The organism is Sneathiella sp. P13V-1 (assembly GCF_015143595.1).
Lineage (GTDB): Bacteria > Pseudomonadota > Alphaproteobacteria > Sneathiellales > Sneathiellaceae > Sneathiella.
Window position 1 is genome coordinate 544,727 of record NZ_WYEU01000001.1, and the last position, 17,658, is coordinate 562,384.

The 17,658-nt window shown below is 59.7% G+C and carries 19 protein-coding genes; 10 read left to right on the forward strand and 9 right to left on the reverse strand.

The window, feature by feature from the left end; translation table 11 throughout:
* Window positions 1-20 precede the first annotated feature (20 nt).
* Genes GUA87_RS02770 through GUA87_RS02805 form a run of 8 tightly spaced genes read left to right on the forward strand, consistent with a single transcriptional unit; the run spans window position 21 to window position 9,345 of the window.
* Window positions 21-1,412 (forward strand): phenylacetate--CoA ligase family protein, encoded by a 1,392-nt coding sequence (locus GUA87_RS02770; protein WP_193714987.1) that lies wholly within the window; start codon window positions 21-23, stop codon window positions 1,410-1,412.
* Complete coding sequence (locus GUA87_RS02775) at window positions 1,409-3,016, forward strand: acyl-CoA carboxylase subunit beta (protein WP_193714988.1); 1,608 nt, start codon at window positions 1,409-1,411, stop codon at window positions 3,014-3,016. The genes GUA87_RS02770 and GUA87_RS02775 overlap by 4 nt, the downstream gene beginning before the upstream one ends.
* A 10-nt stretch (window positions 3,017-3,026) precedes the next feature.
* Window positions 3,027-5,033: a biotin carboxylase N-terminal domain-containing protein gene (locus GUA87_RS02780; RefSeq protein ID WP_193714989.1), complete on the forward strand. Its 2,007-nt coding sequence runs from the start codon at window positions 3,027-3,029 to the stop codon at window positions 5,031-5,033.
* A 4-nt stretch (window positions 5,034-5,037) separates the two neighbouring features.
* Window positions 5,038-5,997, forward strand: a complete 960-nt coding sequence (locus GUA87_RS02785) for a hydroxymethylglutaryl-CoA lyase (protein ID WP_193714990.1) — start codon at window positions 5,038-5,040, stop codon at window positions 5,995-5,997.
* 12 nt (window positions 5,998-6,009) lie between these two features.
* On the forward strand, window positions 6,010-6,924 hold the full coding sequence (locus GUA87_RS02790) for an SDR family NAD(P)-dependent oxidoreductase (RefSeq protein ID WP_193714991.1): 915 nt from the start codon (window positions 6,010-6,012) through the stop codon (window positions 6,922-6,924).
* Window positions 6,924-7,718 (forward strand): citryl-CoA lyase, encoded by a 795-nt coding sequence (locus GUA87_RS02795; RefSeq protein WP_193714992.1) that lies wholly within the window; start codon window positions 6,924-6,926, stop codon window positions 7,716-7,718. Before GUA87_RS02790 ends, GUA87_RS02795 begins: the two co-directional genes overlap by 1 nt.
* A gap of 3 nt (window positions 7,719-7,721) precedes the next feature.
* A complete protein-coding gene (locus tag GUA87_RS02800) occupies window positions 7,722-8,885 on the forward strand; it encodes an acyl-CoA dehydrogenase family protein (RefSeq protein ID WP_193714993.1) in 1,164 nt (387 codons plus the stop codon).
* Window positions 8,845-9,345, forward strand: a complete 501-nt coding sequence (locus GUA87_RS02805) for a hypothetical protein (RefSeq protein ID WP_193714994.1) — start codon at window positions 8,845-8,847, stop codon at window positions 9,343-9,345. Before GUA87_RS02800 ends, GUA87_RS02805 begins: the two co-directional genes overlap by 41 nt.
* On the opposite strand, the gene GUA87_RS02810 is transcribed toward GUA87_RS02805, so the two are convergent.
* The 9 genes from GUA87_RS02810 to GUA87_RS02845 form a co-directional block, all read right to left on the reverse strand.
* Window positions 9,326-10,522 carry a phenylacetate--CoA ligase family protein gene (locus GUA87_RS02810; protein ID WP_227711658.1) on the reverse strand — a complete coding sequence of 399 codons (1,197 nt, stop codon included), beginning with the start codon at window positions 10,520-10,522 and terminating at the stop codon, window positions 9,326-9,328. The two genes, GUA87_RS02805 and GUA87_RS02810, sit on opposite strands and share 20 nt — an antisense overlap.
* A 27-nt stretch (window positions 10,523-10,549) precedes the next feature.
* Window positions 10,550-11,359, reverse strand: coding sequence for an enoyl-CoA hydratase/isomerase family protein (locus tag GUA87_RS02815; RefSeq protein ID WP_193714996.1), 810 nt, complete (start codon window positions 11,357-11,359; stop codon window positions 10,550-10,552).
* A 28-nt stretch (window positions 11,360-11,387) separates the two neighbouring features.
* Window positions 11,388-12,539, reverse strand: a complete 1,152-nt coding sequence (locus GUA87_RS02820) for an acyl-CoA dehydrogenase family protein (protein WP_193714997.1) — start codon at window positions 12,537-12,539, stop codon at window positions 11,388-11,390.
* Window positions 12,536-13,660, reverse strand: a complete 1,125-nt coding sequence (locus GUA87_RS02825) for an acyl-CoA dehydrogenase family protein (protein ID WP_193714998.1) — start codon at window positions 13,658-13,660, stop codon at window positions 12,536-12,538. Before GUA87_RS02825 ends, GUA87_RS02820 begins: the two co-directional genes overlap by 4 nt.
* Window positions 13,647-14,096, reverse strand: coding sequence for a MaoC family dehydratase (locus tag GUA87_RS02830; RefSeq protein WP_193714999.1), 450 nt, complete (start codon window positions 14,094-14,096; stop codon window positions 13,647-13,649). The genes GUA87_RS02825 and GUA87_RS02830 overlap by 14 nt, the downstream gene beginning before the upstream one ends.
* On the reverse strand, window positions 14,093-14,812 hold the full coding sequence (locus GUA87_RS02835) for a transglutaminase-like domain-containing protein (protein WP_193715000.1): 720 nt from the start codon (window positions 14,810-14,812) through the stop codon (window positions 14,093-14,095). Before GUA87_RS02835 ends, GUA87_RS02830 begins: the two co-directional genes overlap by 4 nt.
* 63 nt (window positions 14,813-14,875) lie before the next feature.
* On the reverse strand, window positions 14,876-15,211 hold the full coding sequence (locus GUA87_RS18295; protein WP_415774784.1) for a CoA transferase: 336 nt from the start codon (window positions 15,209-15,211) through the stop codon (window positions 14,876-14,878).
* 112 nt (window positions 15,212-15,323) lie between these two features.
* Window positions 15,324-15,992 (reverse strand): CaiB/BaiF CoA transferase family protein, encoded by a 669-nt coding sequence (locus GUA87_RS18045; RefSeq protein WP_265332187.1) that lies wholly within the window; start codon window positions 15,990-15,992, stop codon window positions 15,324-15,326.
* 10 nt (window positions 15,993-16,002) lie between these two features.
* On the reverse strand, window positions 16,003-16,920 hold the full coding sequence (locus GUA87_RS02845; protein WP_227711659.1) for a MaoC family dehydratase: 918 nt from the start codon (window positions 16,918-16,920) through the stop codon (window positions 16,003-16,005).
* Between GUA87_RS02845 and GUA87_RS18300 the strand changes: the two genes are divergently transcribed.
* Window positions 16,855-17,061 (forward strand): CoA transferase, encoded by a 207-nt coding sequence (locus GUA87_RS18300; protein WP_415774785.1) that lies wholly within the window; start codon window positions 16,855-16,857, stop codon window positions 17,059-17,061. The genes GUA87_RS02845 and GUA87_RS18300 overlap by 66 nt on opposite strands.
* 17 nt (window positions 17,062-17,078) lie before the next feature.
* A complete protein-coding gene (locus tag GUA87_RS02855) occupies window positions 17,079-17,564 on the forward strand; it encodes a CoA transferase (RefSeq protein ID WP_193715001.1) in 486 nt (161 codons plus the stop codon).
* The last annotated feature ends 94 nt before the right edge of the window (window positions 17,565-17,658 follow it).

Below are 17,658 nucleotides of genomic sequence, written 5' to 3' on the forward strand. Positions count from 1 at the left end.
GGCTTGGAACGGAGAACGACATGCAATTTGGAATGCGCTTCCGGCGGGAAGATGCCGCCGACAAGGTAAATGATCGCTTCTGGCACGCGATCGAGGGCACGCCGCTCGACGAGGTGCGCCGCATTCAGGAAGAGCGGCTGCGCGATCAGATGGCCTATCTCAAGGCAAACTCGACTTTCTATCAGGAGAAGTTCGCGAAAGCCGGTGTGGATTTCGACGATATCCGCACCTTCGAAGACCTGCAGAAACTGCCCTATACCTACAAGACCGAGATCCGCGAAAGCCTGGCCGCCGAACCGCCGTTCGGCAAACACCGCGCCGCGCCCATGTACGAGATCATCCAGATGCAGGCCTCGTCGGGCACGACCGGCAGCCCCTCATATGTGGCCCTGACCGAATCCGACGCCGAAATGTGGCACGAGATGACGGCGCGCTGTTTCTTTGCCAATGGCGTGCGGCCGGGCGACATGGTGCTGCACGCGTTTTCGCTCGCCAAGGGCTTTGTCGGTGGCATCCCCGTGATGCAGGGATTGCAGTACATGGGCACGATTGATGTGCCGGTGGGCGCCGATGGCGGTGCGGAACGGCTGCTGCGCGCCTGCGCTGACACCCGCCCACGTTGCGTGGTCGGCGCCCCGAACTTTGTGCTGCACCTGGCCGAAAAGGCTCCCGAGGTGCTGGGATGCAAGGCCAGCGAACTGGGTATTGAGCGTGTGATCGTCGGCGGCGAACCCGGCGGCGGCATTCCCGCAATTCGGGCAAAGATCGAAGAGGCCTGGGGTGCGAAATGCACCGAAATGCTGGGCGGCACCGATCTGGGCGTGACCTATTGGGCCGAATGCGACGCCCAGTCGGGTATGCACATGGTCAACATGGATTATGTCCTGACTGAGCTGCTCGAACCAGAGAGTGGAAGGATCATTCCCTGGGAAAAAGGCGCAGAAGGCGAGATGGTCTATACCGCGCTCGGCCGCCAGGCGAGCCCGCTCGTGCGGTTCCGGTCAGGCGATTATATCGAAGTGATCGATACCGAATGCTCCTGCGGCCGCACCGGACCAAAGATTCGCTGCACCGGCCGCACCGACGACATGCTGATCGTGCGCGGGGCCAATGTCTTCCCGTCGGCCATCAACAGCATCATTACCGAAATGGTACCGGACACCAACGGCGTCATGCGCATCGTGGCCGATTTCGAGGGCCACACCACGCAGGGTGCGCTGACGGTGATTGTCGAACGCGGCCCCAATCGCAACCCGGCCGATGACGTCACCCTCAAGAAGAAAATCGAGCAGCGGCTGCGCGACTCCTTGGTCTTCAAGGCCGACGTTCACCTGGTTGCGGCCGACACTTTCGAAAAACCTGGCGCCGCAAAGGTCGCCTTTGTTCTCAGGAAATACCCGGACCTGCCATGACAAAAATGAAATCCCTTCTCGACAGCGGATCGGACGACTTCCGCGCCAACGACGTGTCTTACCGCGAAAAGGTCGATGAACTACATGCCCTCCGGCTCACACAGCGCGTCGGCGGCCCCGAAATGGCGCGCAAACGTCATGTGGACAAAGGCAAAATCCTGCCGCGCGAACGGATCGAACGGCTGATCGACCCGGGTACGCCCTTTCTGGAACTCGGCGAGCTGGCCGGGTTGAACAAATATGACGGCGTGCCACCGGGCGCGGGCATCATCACCGGCATCGGTGTGATCGAAGGCCGTCAGTGCATGATCATCGCCAATGATGCCACCGTAAAGGGCGGCACTTATTTCGGCATGACTTCCCGCAAGCATGTGCGCGCCCAGAAGATCGCATGGAAGAACCGTCTGCCCGTCATCACGCTCGTGGACTCCGGCGGTGCCTTCCTGCCGGATCAGGAAAACATCTTTCCCGACGAAGGCCAGTTCGGGTCCATCTTTCACCAACAGGTTGGCATGTCCGGCGATGGTGTGCCGCAAATCGCCGTGGTTATGGGGCCCTGCACTGCGGGTGGTGCCTATATCCCCGCGCTTTGCGACGAGGTGGTCATCGTACGCGGCCAGGGCTTCATGTACCTGGGCGGACCAGAGCTGACCTTTGCCGCGACCGGCGAAAAAGTGGATGCCGAGACATTGGGCGGCGGCAAGATGCATTCGTCCGTTTCCGGTGTGACCGACCATTTGGCCGAAGATGACGCCCACGCTTTAGCCATCACGCGCGAAATTGTCAGCCATCTGGGCGAAAAACCCCAACCCCGCAAGACACCCGAAGCGCCCCGTGCGCCTGCCTACCCAGTCGAAGAGATTTATGGACTCATCAGCCGCGACCCCAAGGTGCCGACCGACAACCGTGAAATTGTTGCGCGGCTGGTGGACGACAGCGACTTTCATGAATTCAAGCCGCTCTATGGTGACACCATCATGACCGGCTGGGGCCGCATCCACGGGCATGAGATCGGTATTCTCGCCAATACCGGCGTGCTGTTCGTTGAGGCCGCGTTGAAGGCGACGCATTTCATCAATCTCTGTGTCCAGCGCGATATTCCGCTGCTGTTTCTGGCCGATGTGAACGGCTTCATGGTGGGCCGCGAGGTCGAGCAGATGGGCATTGCCAAGGCCGGTGCTAAGATGATCACGGCCATGTCTTCGGCCCGGGTGCCGAAATTCACCATTATCACCGGTGGCTCTTACGGGGCCGGATACCTGGCGATGCTGGGCAGACCGTTCCAGCCGGACGCAATGTTCGCCTGGCCGACGGGACGGTCGGCGATCATGGGGCCGGAACAGGCTGCCAGCGTGCTGGCACAGGTGCGCGCGCAGATCAACGAACGCGAAGGCAAAAGCTGGACCCCCGAGGAGGAGGAAGCCTTCAAGGCACCGATCCGCAAGGAATACGAGGATTTTCAGGGGGCCTATAATTTTGCTTCAAACCTTTGGATCGACAGCGTGATCGAGCCCTGTGAGACCCGTGACGTCATGGCGCTGATGCTGGATGTGACATCGCGCAGACCCAAGGCCGATACCAACTTCGGCGTGTTCAGGATGTGAGGAGCGAACCGTGAAAATCAAAACGCTTCTGATCGCCAACCGCGGCGAAATTGCCTGCCGGATCGCGCGCACCGCGCGGGCCAGCGGTATCACCCCTGTCGGCGTGCATTCGCAGGCCGACACCAATGCCCTGCATGTCCGCGAGATCGGCAAATCGGTCTGTATCGGCGCCGGACCTGCATCCGAGAGCTATCTGAAAATTGACGCGGTCATTGCCGCCGCGCAATCGGTGGGCGCGGATGCGATCCATCCCGGTTACGGCTTTCTGGCCGAAAACCCCGATTTTGCTCGTGCGGTCGAAGCCGCCGGCATGATCTTCATGGGGCCGACGCCGGCGACGCTTGAACGTTTCGGCGACAAGGCCAGCGCCAAAGAAGCCGCCGTGGCGGCCAGCGTCCCGGTGATTTCGGGCGCAGAAGGCGCGCGGTCAGATCCCCAGCAAATCGCCGACGAGGTGCGCCAAATGGGCCTGCCGGTCCTGCTCAAGGCTGTCGGCGGCGGAGGCGGGCGCGGACAACGGCTGGTCACCGACGAAAACACGCTGGTCGAGGACATCGAAGGCGCGCTGCGCGAAGCAAAATCCACCTTCGGTTCCGAAGGGCTTCTGTTGGAGCGATTCCTCCCCGAGGCGCGCCATGTTGAAGTGCAGATCGCAGGTGACGGCAAGGGCCATGTGGTGCACCTGTTCGAACGCGATTGCACGCTTCAGCGCCGCCACCAGAAGGTCATCGAGGAAGCCCCAGCCTGGGGTCTGCCGCGCACGCTTCTGGACGACATCGCGCGCGACGCGGTGCGCCTCGGTGAAACGCTGGACTATCGCGGGCTGGGCACGGTCGAGTTTCTGGTCGCGGGAGACGAGTATTTCTTCCTTGAGGTGAACCCGCGCATTCAGGTGGAACATCCCGTCACCGAAGCGATAACCGGGCTGGACCTTGTCGCGCTTCACCTGCGGATTGCCGAAGGCGCGGGCCTTGGGCTGGTACAGGATGACCTCAAGATCAATGGACACGCGGTCGAAGCGCGGCTTTACGCCGAGGACCCGGGTATGCAATTCGCCCCGTCGACGGGTACGCTCTCTACACTCAGCCTGCCGTCGGGCACGCGTATCGACAGCGGCGTCGAGGAAGGCGATGCCGTCACGCCCTATTACGATCCGATGATCGCCAAGCTGATCGTGCACGCGCCCGACCGGGAAACCGCATTGGCACGTCTGGCCACGGCGCTTGATCATGTCGCTGTCGAAGGTGTCGAAACCAATCGCGCCTTTCTCACGGCGCTGGCGCGAAACCATGAATTCGAACGGATGCAGGTGCATACCCGCTGGATCGACGGCAGGCTGGATGAGCTGACACGGGCACCCGGCCTGACCCGCACCGATCTGTGGAAAGCGACCGCTGCCATTCTCTTCGTGACCCAGTCGCGCGGTGACACAAACGCCAATCCCTGGACCAACCGTGATGCCTTTACCGGCTGGCGGCTTGGCTTGGGGGGTGATGCCATGGAAGCAGGGCAAAGCGTGACGCTCACCGATTCTGACGAGGTATCCGAAGAACTGCGCATCGGCCCTGTCAAACCGGGCACCAAGTACACCGTCCATTCGGAGAAAGGCGAGGCGCTGACACTGTCGGCACGTGAACTGACCCCGGGCCGTTGGCGTGTCGGCGAAGGCGACACCGTCCATCTGATCGACGCGCGCCTGCACGCGGGCGTGATCGAACTGGACACGCCCGAAGGCCGCCTGGTCTTTCGGCCCGCCGCGCCCCTTGCCTTTGCCGGCGGCGATGCCGCGGAGGATCGCGCCGTGACCTCTCCACTGACGGGTATGATTGTCGAAATCAAGGTTTCCGAAGGCCAGACTGTCGCCGAAGGCGACGTGGTTGCGGTCATGGAATCGATGAAACTCGAAATCTCGATCCGGGCGGCCGCGGCCGGGATCGCCAGCAATATATCCGTCTCGAATGGGGACATGGTCGATCGCGGCCAGGTCATCGCCGAGATTCTGCCATCCGAGGAGTGATGAAATGAACGACTTTCCCAAATTCGTAGAATTTCGTGAAGAAGGCCCGCGCGAGGGTTTTCAGATCGAAAAAAAAATCTATCCGGTTGAAGAGCGGATCGAACTGATCGACATGCTCAGCGAAACCGGTCTGAAGCGCATTCAGGTCGGAAGTTTCGTCAGCCCGAAATACGTGCCGCAGATGGCAGATACAGGTGAACTGTTCCAGCGTATCAAACGCAAGCCGGGGGTGAATTACACCTCGCTTTGGCTGAACGACAAAGGGTTTCGCAAGGCCCTGACCGCGCATGAGGTCGATATCGACCCGCGCCTGCTGTTCTATCCATCCGAGGCGTTTGCCCAGTCGAACAACAATTGTTCCTCGGCGGAGATGCGGGAAAAACAACGCGACTGGGTCCGTCTTTACAAGGAAGAAGGATATACCGTCGACGCGGCCTATGTGATGACGGCCTTTGGCTGCAACTTCGAAGGCCCCATCCCGCAAGAGCGCATCTTGGACGATTTCCGCTTTATCCTTCAGCTGTGCGAAGAAGAGAACATCCCCGTGCCGATCCTCGTGGTCGCCGACACCATGGGATGGGGAAACCCCGAGGCGGTCAAACGGATGATCGGCGCGCTGCGCGAAATGGCGCCCGAGGCGCGCATCGGTATGCACATCCATGATACGCGTGGGCTGGGGATCGCCAACGTTTATGCGGCCCTGTCGATGGGCGTGGACATGTTCGAAAGCTCCGTCGCCGGTCTTGGCGGCTGTCCTTTCGCGGGCCACGGCCACGCGCGCGCCGCAGGAAATGTCTGCACCGAGGATGCAGTGTTCCTGTGTCACGAGCTCGGCATCGAAACCGGCATTGATCTGGACAAGCTGATCGCAGCGGCGGTCAAAGCAGAAGAGATCATCGGTGTGCCGCTCATAGGCCGGGTCATGCACACCGGCGGGTTGGACAAATACCGCAAGTCACGCTGAGGGAGCAAGAAGATGACAAAAGCACTTGACGGAAAGGTGGTTCTGGTCACCGGGGCCGGCGGTGGGATCGGGCGTGATATCGCCTTGATGGCAGCTACAGAAGGCGCCGCCGTGGTGGTCAATGATCTGGGCGCATCCCTGAAAGGCACCGGTCAGACAGAAACTGCGGCGCAGAAAGTCGTCGAAGAGATCAAGGCGGAGGGCGGCGATGCGATCGCCGATGGCGGCAACGTCACCGATCCGGACGCCGCGCGCGCGATGATCGAAGCCGGAGTCAGCGAATTCGGCCGAATCGACGCGGTGGTGAACAACGCGGGCATCCTGCGCGACGGGTTCTTCCACAAAATGACCTACGAGGATTTCGACGCGGTTGTGAAGGTCCATCTCTACGGCGCCTTCAACACCAGCCGCGCGGCGGCCGATTATTTCCGCGAACAAGAGGGCGGTGCTCTGGTGCACATGACCTCGACCTCGGGGCTGATCGGCAATCTGGCGCAGGCGAATTATTCGGCGGCAAAGCTGGGCATCGCGGCCTTCTCGAAATCGGTCGCGCTCGACCTGAAACGCTGGAACGTGCGGTCAAACTGCATCGCGCCCTTCGCCTGGAGCCGGATGATCTCGTCTATCAAGACAGACACCTCGGAACAGGTGGCACGGGTCGAAAAGATCAAGGAAATGACACCGGCCAAAGTCGCTCCAATGGCCTGTTTCCTGATGAGCGACCGCGCGGCCGACGTGTCCGGACAGATCTTTGCGGTTCGCAAGAACGAGATCTTCCTGTTCAACCAGCCGCGCCCGGTAAGGTCGGTCCATTCCGGAGATGGTTGGACCGCCGATGAAATCGCCGAGCGCGCCATTCCCGCGCTCAAACCGCAGTTCACGCCGCTCGAAGTTTCGGCGGATGTCTTTTCGTGGGATCCGGTCTGATGGGAAAACGCAAAGAAAAAATCAGCTCCGACATTGCCTGGAGCACCTCTGACAAGATCTGCGTGCGTGGGCTCGATCTGCCCAACGAGATCCTGGGCCACATGAACCTTGGCGATCTGGCGTTTCTGCAGTTGACGGGGCGCAAGGCCACACCCGAGGAAAGCCGGTTGTTCAACGCCATCGTCATTACCCTGGTCGAACATGGCATCACGCCTTCGGCCCTGGCGGCGCGGATGACCTATATGGGGGCGCCGGAATCGCTTCAGGCAGCTGTGGCGGCTGGCTTGTGTGGGCTGGGCACCGTCTTTGTCGGTTCTATGGAAGGTGCCTCGAAAATGCTTTACGAGGCACTGCCACAGGACAAGTTGGGCACCGGTGTCGATCTAGATGCGCTGGCCGTCGAGACGGTGGAAAAATTCCGCGCCCGCAAGATGATCGTGCCGGGGCTCGGACATCCGGTGCACAAACCGGTCGATCCGCGCACCCCGCGCCTGTTCCAGATCGCTGCCGAGAACGGCAAGTCCGGTGAATACATCGAGTTGATCCAGAAAATTCAGGCCGTTGCCGAAGAAAAATCGGGTAAGATGCTGCCGATTAACGCCACCGGGGCGATCGGAGCAATCTGCTGTGAATTTGGCTTCCCCTGGAAGATCGTGCGGGGTTTTGGCGTTATGGCACGCGCCATCGGTCTGGTCGGTCATATCCTCGAAGAGAGCGAAAACCCGATTTCCTATGAGCTTTGGCAGCGTGCCGAGCAGGAAATTCTTGAAACGTCGGGTCCGGGAGCGAAGTAACCGATGCAGACGTCAGCCCCAGACACTCATACCGATCTGCGCGACGCCTTGCGCGCACTTTGCGCGCAGTTTCCGCCAGAATATCATCGCAAGTTCGGCGAAAACGAAACCTACCCCGAGGAATTCGTCGATGCGCTGACCCGCGAGGGCTGGCTTGCCGCGATGATCCCAGAGGAATACGGTGGCTCGGGTCTGGGGTTGACGGAAGCCTCGATCATCATGGAGGAGGTGAACCGCTGCGGCGGAAACGCGGGCCATTGCCACGGGCAGATGTATAACATGGGCACGCTTCTGCGACATGGTTCGGATGAGCAAAAGCAGAAATACCTGCCCGGTATTGCCAGCGGCGCGTTGCGCCTGCAATCCATGGCCGTGACCGAACCGACAACCGGGACCGACACCACCAAACTGAAGACCACCGCGGTCAAGAAGGGTGACCGGTATGAGATCAATGGCCAGAAGGTCTGGATCAGCCGTATCCAGCATTCTGACCTGATGATCCTGCTGGCACGCACCACGCCGCTGAACGAGGTCAAGAAAAAGTCGCAGGGCCTGTCGATCTTTATGGTCGATTTGAAAGAGGCAATCGGCAACGGGATGGAAGTTCGCCCAATCGCCAATATGCCCGGCCACGAAACCAATGAAGTGTTTTTCGACAACCTGGAAATCCCCGCCGAGAACCTGATCGGCACCGAGGGGCGCGGGTTTTACCATATTCTTGACGGGCTGAACGCCGAACGGACCCTGATTGCGGCGGAATGTATGGGTGATGGATACTGGTTCGTTGACAAGGCCCGCGCCTATGCCGGTGACCGCGTGGTCTTTGACCGTCCTATCGGCCAGAACCAAGGCGTGCAATTCCCTATCGCCAGGTCCTATGTGAACATCGAGGCCGCCAATCTGATGCGCTTTGAAGCCTGCAGGCGCTTCGATGCCGGGCTGGATTGCGGAGCGCAGGCGAATATGGCCAAGCTGCTGGCCTCGGAGGCCAGCTGGGAAGCGGCCAATGCCTGCATCCAGACCCATGGCGGCTTTGGTTTCGCACGGGAATACGATGTCGAGCGCAAGTTCCGCGAGGCCCGACTGTATCAGGTGGCCCCGATCTCGACCAACCTGATCCTGTCCTATGTCGGAGAACATATCCTCGGCATGCCGCGATCCTTCTAAGGCCAGAAACATGGGTGAGATCGACCTTGACGCGCGAAGGCACCGATTCCCCGCCACTCTCGGGCCGGCTGGATGCGGAGAAGCTGCCACTGGAGAGGGAGTTCAGGTCACGGCGATCCTTGATGGCACCGCCCGCAGCTTTGTGATGACACCTGATCAGGAAATCGAAGGCGAGGCAGAGATGACGCTGAACTACGCTTTGGAGCCCTGGGAGTTGAAGGAGAATTTTGTCCTGACCTGCCAAACCCGTCCGAAAACCAAAAAAACTGACAGTCGATTTCGACCACGTTTGACCTGTGCCGCTTTCCGCGACACCGCACGGGCACACGCGGCCGGGATCCCCAAGACCTCCACCAAGGTGAAAGTCTTGGGTCCACGAAAACCCGCGTGCCGGTGTCGGCTAACAGGTCGGATTCAGGCAAAGCCCACAGTTCCAGTGCTCAGCCGTCTTTTTGGTTGACGATCAGTTCTGTATTCTCGGGTAGTTCCGAAACAATGTTCACCTCATCAGCACGAATTCGTGCATGCAGTTTGAAGGTTTCGGCGGCGGATGCTTCCGCAGCAGAAGCGTCGGCACCGTCTTCCAGCACAATCGAAAGGCGAATTATATCGCGCCCATTCTCGCGTGTTACCACGGCCTGCGCGGCCTTTGCGCCCGGCGTACCGATGACAACTTCTTCAACCACGCGCGGATAAACGAAAATCTCGCGCACTTTGACCGCTGCCCCGACCCGGCCCTGCAATGCTGAAATCCGGCTGACAGAGCCATCCGCATTGCTTTTCAGCGCAAGGGCGCTGTCGCCGGTACCGAACCGGATCATCGGCCAGGTGGCATCGCGCGCGGTCACTACAACCTCACCCGGTTCCCCGTGAGCGACCTGTTCGCCACTGACCGGATCGCAGATCTGCACCACGCGGTCGGGATGAACGATATAGCCTTCGCCGCCATCCTCATAGGCGACCAGGCCCAGATCGGCGGTAGCATAGGCAGCCCAGGTTGACACGCCATAGTCTTCCTCGATCCGGCGGCGCTTGGCCATCCAGTCGCCCATCTCACCGCCGAGGAACGCGGTTTTCACCTTCCATGCGTCCTGGCCATAGGTTTCGATCACCTTTTCCGCCAGCGTCAGGAAAAACGCAGTCGAAGCACAGATCGAAGTCACGCCGGTTTCGACTATGATCTGTGCCTGAAGTTCGGTATTGCCGACGCCGCCGGGGATCACCGTGGCGCCCGCGGTCTGTGCCGCTTCGTCGAACAGCAGGCCAGCCGGCACCAGATGATACATCCAGGTGTTCAGGATGATATCTCCGGGCCCCACGCCTGCCGCCTTGAACAGCAGGTCCAGGCCGTGACCGCCACCGCCCGAAAGGGCCGGTTCGAAAATCGGGCCGGGGGACACATAGATCCGTCCAATATCCTTCAGATCCGAGGCGATAAACCCACCAAAAGGCGGGTTTTCGCGCTGAATCTTCAGAAGCTCTTCCTTCTTCATCACTGGAAGACGCGAGAGGTCCGCCACCGATTTGACGGCTGCCGGATCGAATCCGGCAGCCGTGAATCGCGATTTCAGGCCAGGGGCCTTTTCGGCCGCAGCGGCATAGGCTTGAGCTACTTCTTGGTAGATATCTTCAGACATTTCCATGCCTCCTCGTCCAATCAGGTGTTAGAGCGGGCAGTCATTGCGGAAGTTTGGCGCGCGCTTCTCCCGGTGTGACAGAACACCTTCCTTGACGTCCTCGCTCATGAAGCCAAGCATCTCCAGCGCAGTCGACGCATCGAAGATCGGGCCGGCCTGGCGCAGCCAGTTGTTCAGCGAATACTTGGTCCAGCGGATCGCGCTTTGAGAGCCGTTGGCCAGTTCGATGGCCGTGTCCAAAGCGATCTGCTGCAGCTCGTCATCTTCGACGCACATTGACACCAGACCAATGCGCTCGGCCTCTTCGCCCGACACTGGCTTGCAGGTCATCAGATAGTATTTCGCCTTGGCCATCGAGGTCAGCAGCGGCCAGATGATTGCCGCGACATCGCCAGCGGCAACACCCAGGCGCGGATGACCATCGACAATCTTGGCCCGTTTTCCAGCGATCGAGATGTCGGCAAGGATGGCAACCACAAGGCCCGCGCCGGCAGCAGGGCCGTTGATCGCGGAAATGATCGGCTTGTTGCAGTTGATGATATTGTAGACGAGATCCTTGGCTTCTTTCCACGTCTTCATAATCTCATGCGAATTGCCGATCATGTTTTCGATCAGGCTGAAATCACCACCGGCGGAAAACGCTTTGCCCTCACCCGTCACGATGACCGAGTTGATGTTGGGGTCGCGGTCGATATCGATCCACATGTCCGTCATCTGGGTGTGGGTTTCGGCATCGACTGAGTTGAAGGTCTCGGGCCGGTCGAACGTGATGCGCAGCACGCGATCCGCCGGGTAGTCAAATTTCAGTTTGTCATATTTTGCATAACGATTCGACATAGTTCTATTTCCTCCGTGGGTTGTTGAATCAGCCAGGCAGTCCCAGGACGGCCTTGGAAAGGATGTTTCTCTGGATTTCGTTCGATCCACCGTAGATCGTGGTAGGTCGGGCCTTGTAGAAACTCGCCAGAACATCGACACTTACGTTGCCGACCTGAAGCGGCCCGATGGCGCCGCCATCGGGGCCGGCCGCTTCGATCATCAGTTCGGTAATACGCTGAAAGCATTCGGTCACCCAGATCTTGAGCATCGAGACATCCGCGCCCAGCGTTTCGCCTCGCTTCAGCTGGTCGGCAAATCGGGCGTAGAGCGCCGCGTGGTCTTCAACATCCAGCGCGGCCTGGGCAAAATGATCGCGGAACACCGGATCGTCAAACGCTCCACGGCCACGGGCAAAGCTTTCCAGCTGTCCCAGAGCGTTCTGGGCCAGGCTCGGCGAACCGATGAAAATGCGTTCAAAGCTCAAGAGCGCCTTGGCCATCGTCCAGCCCTTGTTCAACTCGCCGACAAGGTTCTCGCGGGGCGTCCGGGCATCGTCAAAGAAGACTTCGCAAAACTCTGTATCACCCGACAGGGTAGTGATCGTGCGCACGTCGACTCCGGGCTGATCCATCGGAGCAAGCAGGAAACTGATGCCCTGTTGTTTCTTGGGTGCATCCGGATCGGTGCGCACCAGCATGAAAATATGCGTGGCGTCATGCGCCATCGTGGTCCAGATCTTCTGTCCGTTTATGACAAAGTCGACGCCGTCAATCTCTGCGCGTGTGCGCAGGTTTGCCAGATCGGACCCGGCGCCGGGTTCCGAGTATCCCTGGCACCAGATATCTTCGCAACTCAGGATACGCGGCAGCCAGTAATCTTTTTGTTCCTGGGTGCCGAATTTGATGATCAGCGGCCCGACCATCTGCACGCCCATGTCGCGGCCGCGATTGACTCCCCAACGCTGCTGCTCTTCGTAAAAGATCAGCAGCTTAGCAGCGTTCAGCCCCATTCCACCGAATTCAGCGGGCCAAGCTGGCGCGACCCAGCCCTTGGCGTGAAGCTTGCGGTGCCAATGTTCGATCTCGGCGAACTTCGGGCGGTGCGGCAGGTGACGTAGCTCCTCGGGATATTCCGCCTCGAAGAACTGGCGCACTTCTTTGCGGAAGTCCGCATCGCTCATTGCGTTCCAGTCGGTCATTGTGCTGCCCCCTCTGCTTCACGTGCATCGAACCAAATCCGCCTGTGATAGGCATCGTCGCCCAACCAAGCCGACAGCACCAATGCCCGATTCAGGTAGAGCCCGATATCGAACTCATCCGCGTACCCGACCGCGCCATGCAACTGGATGGCGTCGCGGGTGATTTTTTTGGCGGCCGTGACGGCGCGCGCCTTGGCGCGGCTGGCAATCGGGTTCCGAACCTTCGGATCGGTTTCGCTGTCCATATGCGCGAGCACCTCGCGCACTCCGGCCTGCGCCACCTCGCACATCACGTTGAGGTCCACGGCACGGTGCTGGATGACCTGGAAAGACCCGATCGGCTTGTCGAACTGCTCACGCGTCTTGATGTAGTTGAGCGTGATCTCGAAGGCGCGCTCGCTCAGGCCGACAAGCTCGGCCGCGGCAAGCGCCGTTGCATCGGCGACAGCCTCAGCCAGTGCAGCGGAAACCGCACCGCCGCTGGCCAATTCCGCAGCCGGCGTTCCCGAAAAAGAAAGCTCGCCCAGGGAGCTGCCGTCGGCCTGCGTCCGCTTGTCGATAACAAGGCCGTCCGCGTCTGCCTCGGCCAGAACCAGAACCGGGCCATCATCTTGTTCGGCCACGACAAGGAACCCTTGCGATCCGGTCACACCGACGACCCAAGCCTTGCTTCCGGTCAGCCGCCCCTCTGCGTATCGGCAGGTCACATCGGCAGGCGCCCCGCCCGGGACGCGTTCCTGCCAGGCAACCGCAAGGGAAATTTCACCGCCGATGAGCTGTGCCATCTTCGGATGATCCGGACAAAGGCGGCGCAGAAGGCCAAGACTCAGACCGATCGTCAACACGACCGGTTCCGGTGCAATCACGCGGCCGACTTCCTCGGCGATAACACCCCCGGCGGCCAGGCCCATACCAAGCCCGCCTTGATCTTCGGGCACCGCCACGCCGAAAACACCTGCCTCGGCCAGTTCCCGGACCAACTCCGCATCGAAACCGCCCCCGGCATCACGGAGTTTTCTGGCTCTTTCACTTCCGCCCGCCCGTTCAAACAACGTGCGCGCGCTTTCTCGCAACAGACGAAGGTCTTCTTGTTCGCTGGAAAGGATATCAGTCTGTGTCATTTTGTTTTCGCTGGATCATCACGGGGGTGTCGGTCAAAAACACGATTTCGCCCTCGGGGTTTTTGGCGCTGAGCGTATAGTGCAAAACACCTCTGTCGGGCTTGCTTTTTGACGGCGTGACCGCGTTGACAGTCAGTTCGACATCAAGGGGTTCGTTCGGGCGCACAGGCCGTAGCCAGCGCAAATTTTCAAAGCCCATGCCACCGATATTGGCGACACCCACCATCATCTCGGTCATGACTGGCCTAAACACCTCCAGCATCGTCTGAAAGCCCGAGGCGATCAGGCTGCCATGTATGGCGGTTGCATAGTCTTCGTCGGTGTGCAGCCGCTGCGGATCCCATTCCTCGGCAAACGCCTTTATCGAATCCGCGCTCATCGAAGCGCTACGAAAGCGATAGACTTGGCCCGGCGAGAAGTCTTCCAGATACCTCAAGAGGCATTCTCCTTTGCGAAACCGTCATCGTACCCGCTCGCATCTTTGAAAATCCGGACGCGGTTGAATTCCTCCAGCTTCGGATAGGTTTCCTTGAACGCCGCCAGGAATTCCTCCATCGGTGCATCGAAATAGAGACCCCGGTCGTTCACATATTCCATGTGCCGGTGATTCTGTTCGTCAAACTCGTGAAAGAGCGCGTCGTGATAGCCGTCGAAGACCAGGGGTTTAACCCCGAATCTTTTACACAGTTCCATGTTGAATGCAGGTGTTACTTTGTAAGCCTCATTCCCCAACCACAGTTGAACATAGCCGTGGTAGATAAAGAGATCGGTTCCCATCAATTCCTGCAACTTGGGTGTATTCAGGTGGTTGCGCACATCCGCGAACCCCAGCGCGGCGGGGATACCCACAGAACGCAGACAAGCCGCCAGCAGAATTGCCTTGGGAACGCAAAACGCCGCTTCCGCCCCAGCGATACGGCTGGCACGGTAAGAGTCCTCATCCAGCGCGAAACAATAAGGATCATAGCGAATATCGTCGCGTACCGCTTCGAACAAGCGAATCGCCTTGTCTCGATTGGTTGCGTCCACAGGAAGATCGCGCAAAGCCGATGTCACGAAACCCTGCACTTCCAAGCTATCGCTTTCCACAAAGCGCGATGGCATGACATAACGCTCAGCTTCAGCCGCTAGGTCATCGTCGGACTTGTCCATTGACTTCTCCTTTTTTCTAACGTTTGTTAGAATACCGATTCCGAACCTACCCGTCAACAAGATTTACTCTGTCTTCGGCAAGTCCACGCCACAACGCGTATTGACATCGCCCAAAGAAGCTGCAACTCCGACCGAACTTCCCGAAGAACGGAACTCCGGTGCAATTGGCGGCGGCAAAGCGGGTGCGCCCCGGCCGGAGATTTTTACGGTCCGCCCGAACACGTCACGTGCTTTGAATTGCGGTTCACGCGACGCCGCGGCGGGTGTTTTCACGACCGAACAGCAGCAATCGGCCACCGCCAGCAAAGGCTCCCAATGGGTCGAGGTGTGTTCCCTCAGACGACGTGCAACCTCCGCGGCGCAGGCATTTGGGCCGGACCAGTCATCGCGAAGCGCCACCGGCAAACCAACGACATCGCAGAACGACTGCCAGAACTTTTCTTCCAACTAGCCGACGGCGATATAAAGCCGATACCGGGCTAGACCACCCGTCAGCCGGCCGTCGCCGCTTTTAATGCTCTGCCCGGCGATCACACCTTCGGCATGGGGCCAATAGGTAAAAGGCGAACGCTCCTTCGGACATTGCGATATCCAGATGCGTCCCCTGCCCGCTTGCCTGCCGCGCAATCAGGGCCAGCAGTATATTCATCATAGCCGGATAGGTTCCGCCGCCGATATCGGCGACCAGCCCGAACGGTGCCGTTGGCTGGTCATCCGGTCCGCGACTGAGCGACAGGATACCCGCATCGCCGACGTAGTTGAGGTCGTGGCCAGCGGCGCTGGCCTTTGGTCCGGTCTGGCCATAGCCGGTGATCGAACAATAGATGAGACCGGGATTGAACTTGCGCACAGCTCCATAACCAAGCCCGAGCCGGTCCATCACGCCGGGACGGAACTGCTCTACCAGAACATCGGCCTTCTCGATCAAGGGGCGCAGACGTTCCAATGCGCCCCTTGATTTGAGGTCGATGGCAACCGATCGCTTGCCGTAGTTCAACACGGTAAATCCGAGGCTCTCTCCGTCGATCTTGGGCTCGGTTTGGCGCGCGTCCTCGCCGACTCCGGGACGCTCGAAGTTGATCACTTCGGCGCCCGCCTCAGACAGCATGTGCGTCGCCGTCGGACCGGGAAGAAGGGTGCTGAAATCCAGCACTAGAATATCCTTTAGCGGTTGAGCCATCTTCACTGCCTCAGGCGAAGCGCGCCGCGCCGTTGTTCAGAATAACCACGTCGCGTGCCGGAATAGACGCTCGAAACCGGGCCTCGCCGTCCTCTTCCCAGATTTCGAACCGCACGGTTTCGCCGGGATAGACCGGCGCCGAGAACCGAACGTCCAGACCGACAAGTCGGGTAGAATCATAGTCAAGCAACGTCTTGAGAATCGCCCGGGCCGCCAGCCCATAGGTCGCGAGACCATGTAGGATCGGACGGTCGAACCCGACAGAACGGGCGACATCCGGGTCAGCATGAAGCGGATTGAAATCACCGCTGAGACGATAAATGAGCGCCTGTCGCCGCAGGGTATCGATATCACATACCTGATCAGGCGCCCGATCAGGCAGCGTGGCGGGTGCGGGGCCAGCCTGGTTTTCACCGCCAAACCCCCCATCACCGCGACAAAAAGCCGACATCGCCACGCGCGCCAGTTTTTCACCGCTATCCGCGTTGACAATATCGCGACTTTGGTAAATGATGGCTCCCTTGCCCTCGCCCTTGTCGGCGACGAAGTCGATCTTGCTGCGGCCGATAATCCGGCCATGTGTCGGCAGCGGTTTGTAGATGTCGAGCCACTGTTCTCCATGCAGCACTTTCTGCCAGTTTACGCCGGTCTTGGGATCGCGTAGCCAGAAGCCAGGATACCCCATAATGACCGCCATTGAGGGAACTGCCTTGAGCCCGTCTTCATAGACATAGGCCAGTTCCTTTTTGTCGGTCGGATCCTCGCCAAACCCAAGGCCGATGTGATTGAGGTGGAAGGCCCCGAGGGCGATCTTCTTCGCTAGGTCCATCCATCGCGCAACAAGCTGACGAGTGTCGCTTTTCTGGCTGCCAACCGTAACAAGCGCAGTGTCGTACTCGACCTCAAAACGCAAACTGGTCGCGATCAATTCCGCAAGCTGCTCATCGATGCCGATGTGGTGATTTCGAGCATCCAGCCTGCGACGCTTGCCAGATTGTCTTTGGATCTCGAAACCCTACGCCAGGAAAACCCGAACCTGATCACGGGATCGGCCAGCTTGGCGGCGTGACCGCCGCCTGTGCCGTGATGGGCGCCCTATTCCACCGCGAGCGTACGGGAGAGGCCCAGCATGTTGAAGTTCCGATGTCTGAAACGCTGGCCACCTTCCTGCTGGCCGAACACATGGATAGCGCCACCTTCGAGGAGACTCCGCAGGATTTCAGCTATGCCCGCATGCTGGTTCCGCACAGGCGTCCGATTCAGACGGCAGATCGCTATATCACCGTTCTGCCCTACACCAACATGCAATGGACGCGGTTCTTTCAGGCGGTCGGGCTCGACGACATGATCGAGTATGTCTGGGTCACTGACGCGGACGCCCGAAGCCGCAACATCGGCGCAGTATACGATATGGTGGCGCAGATTGCGCAGACCCGGACCACGGATGACTGGCTTGCCCTGATGGAGCAGGCAGACATACCCGCCATGCCGGTGCGCAACCTGTCAAATTTGCCGAAAGATCCCCATCTTGCCGTGACCGGCTTCTTTCAACGGATTGATCACCCATCCTAAGGGCCGATCTGGACGACACGCTCGCCGATACGATTCTCGGCGACGCCGGCGCGGCATGATCATCGCCTGGCCCCGCGACTTGGGGGAACACAGC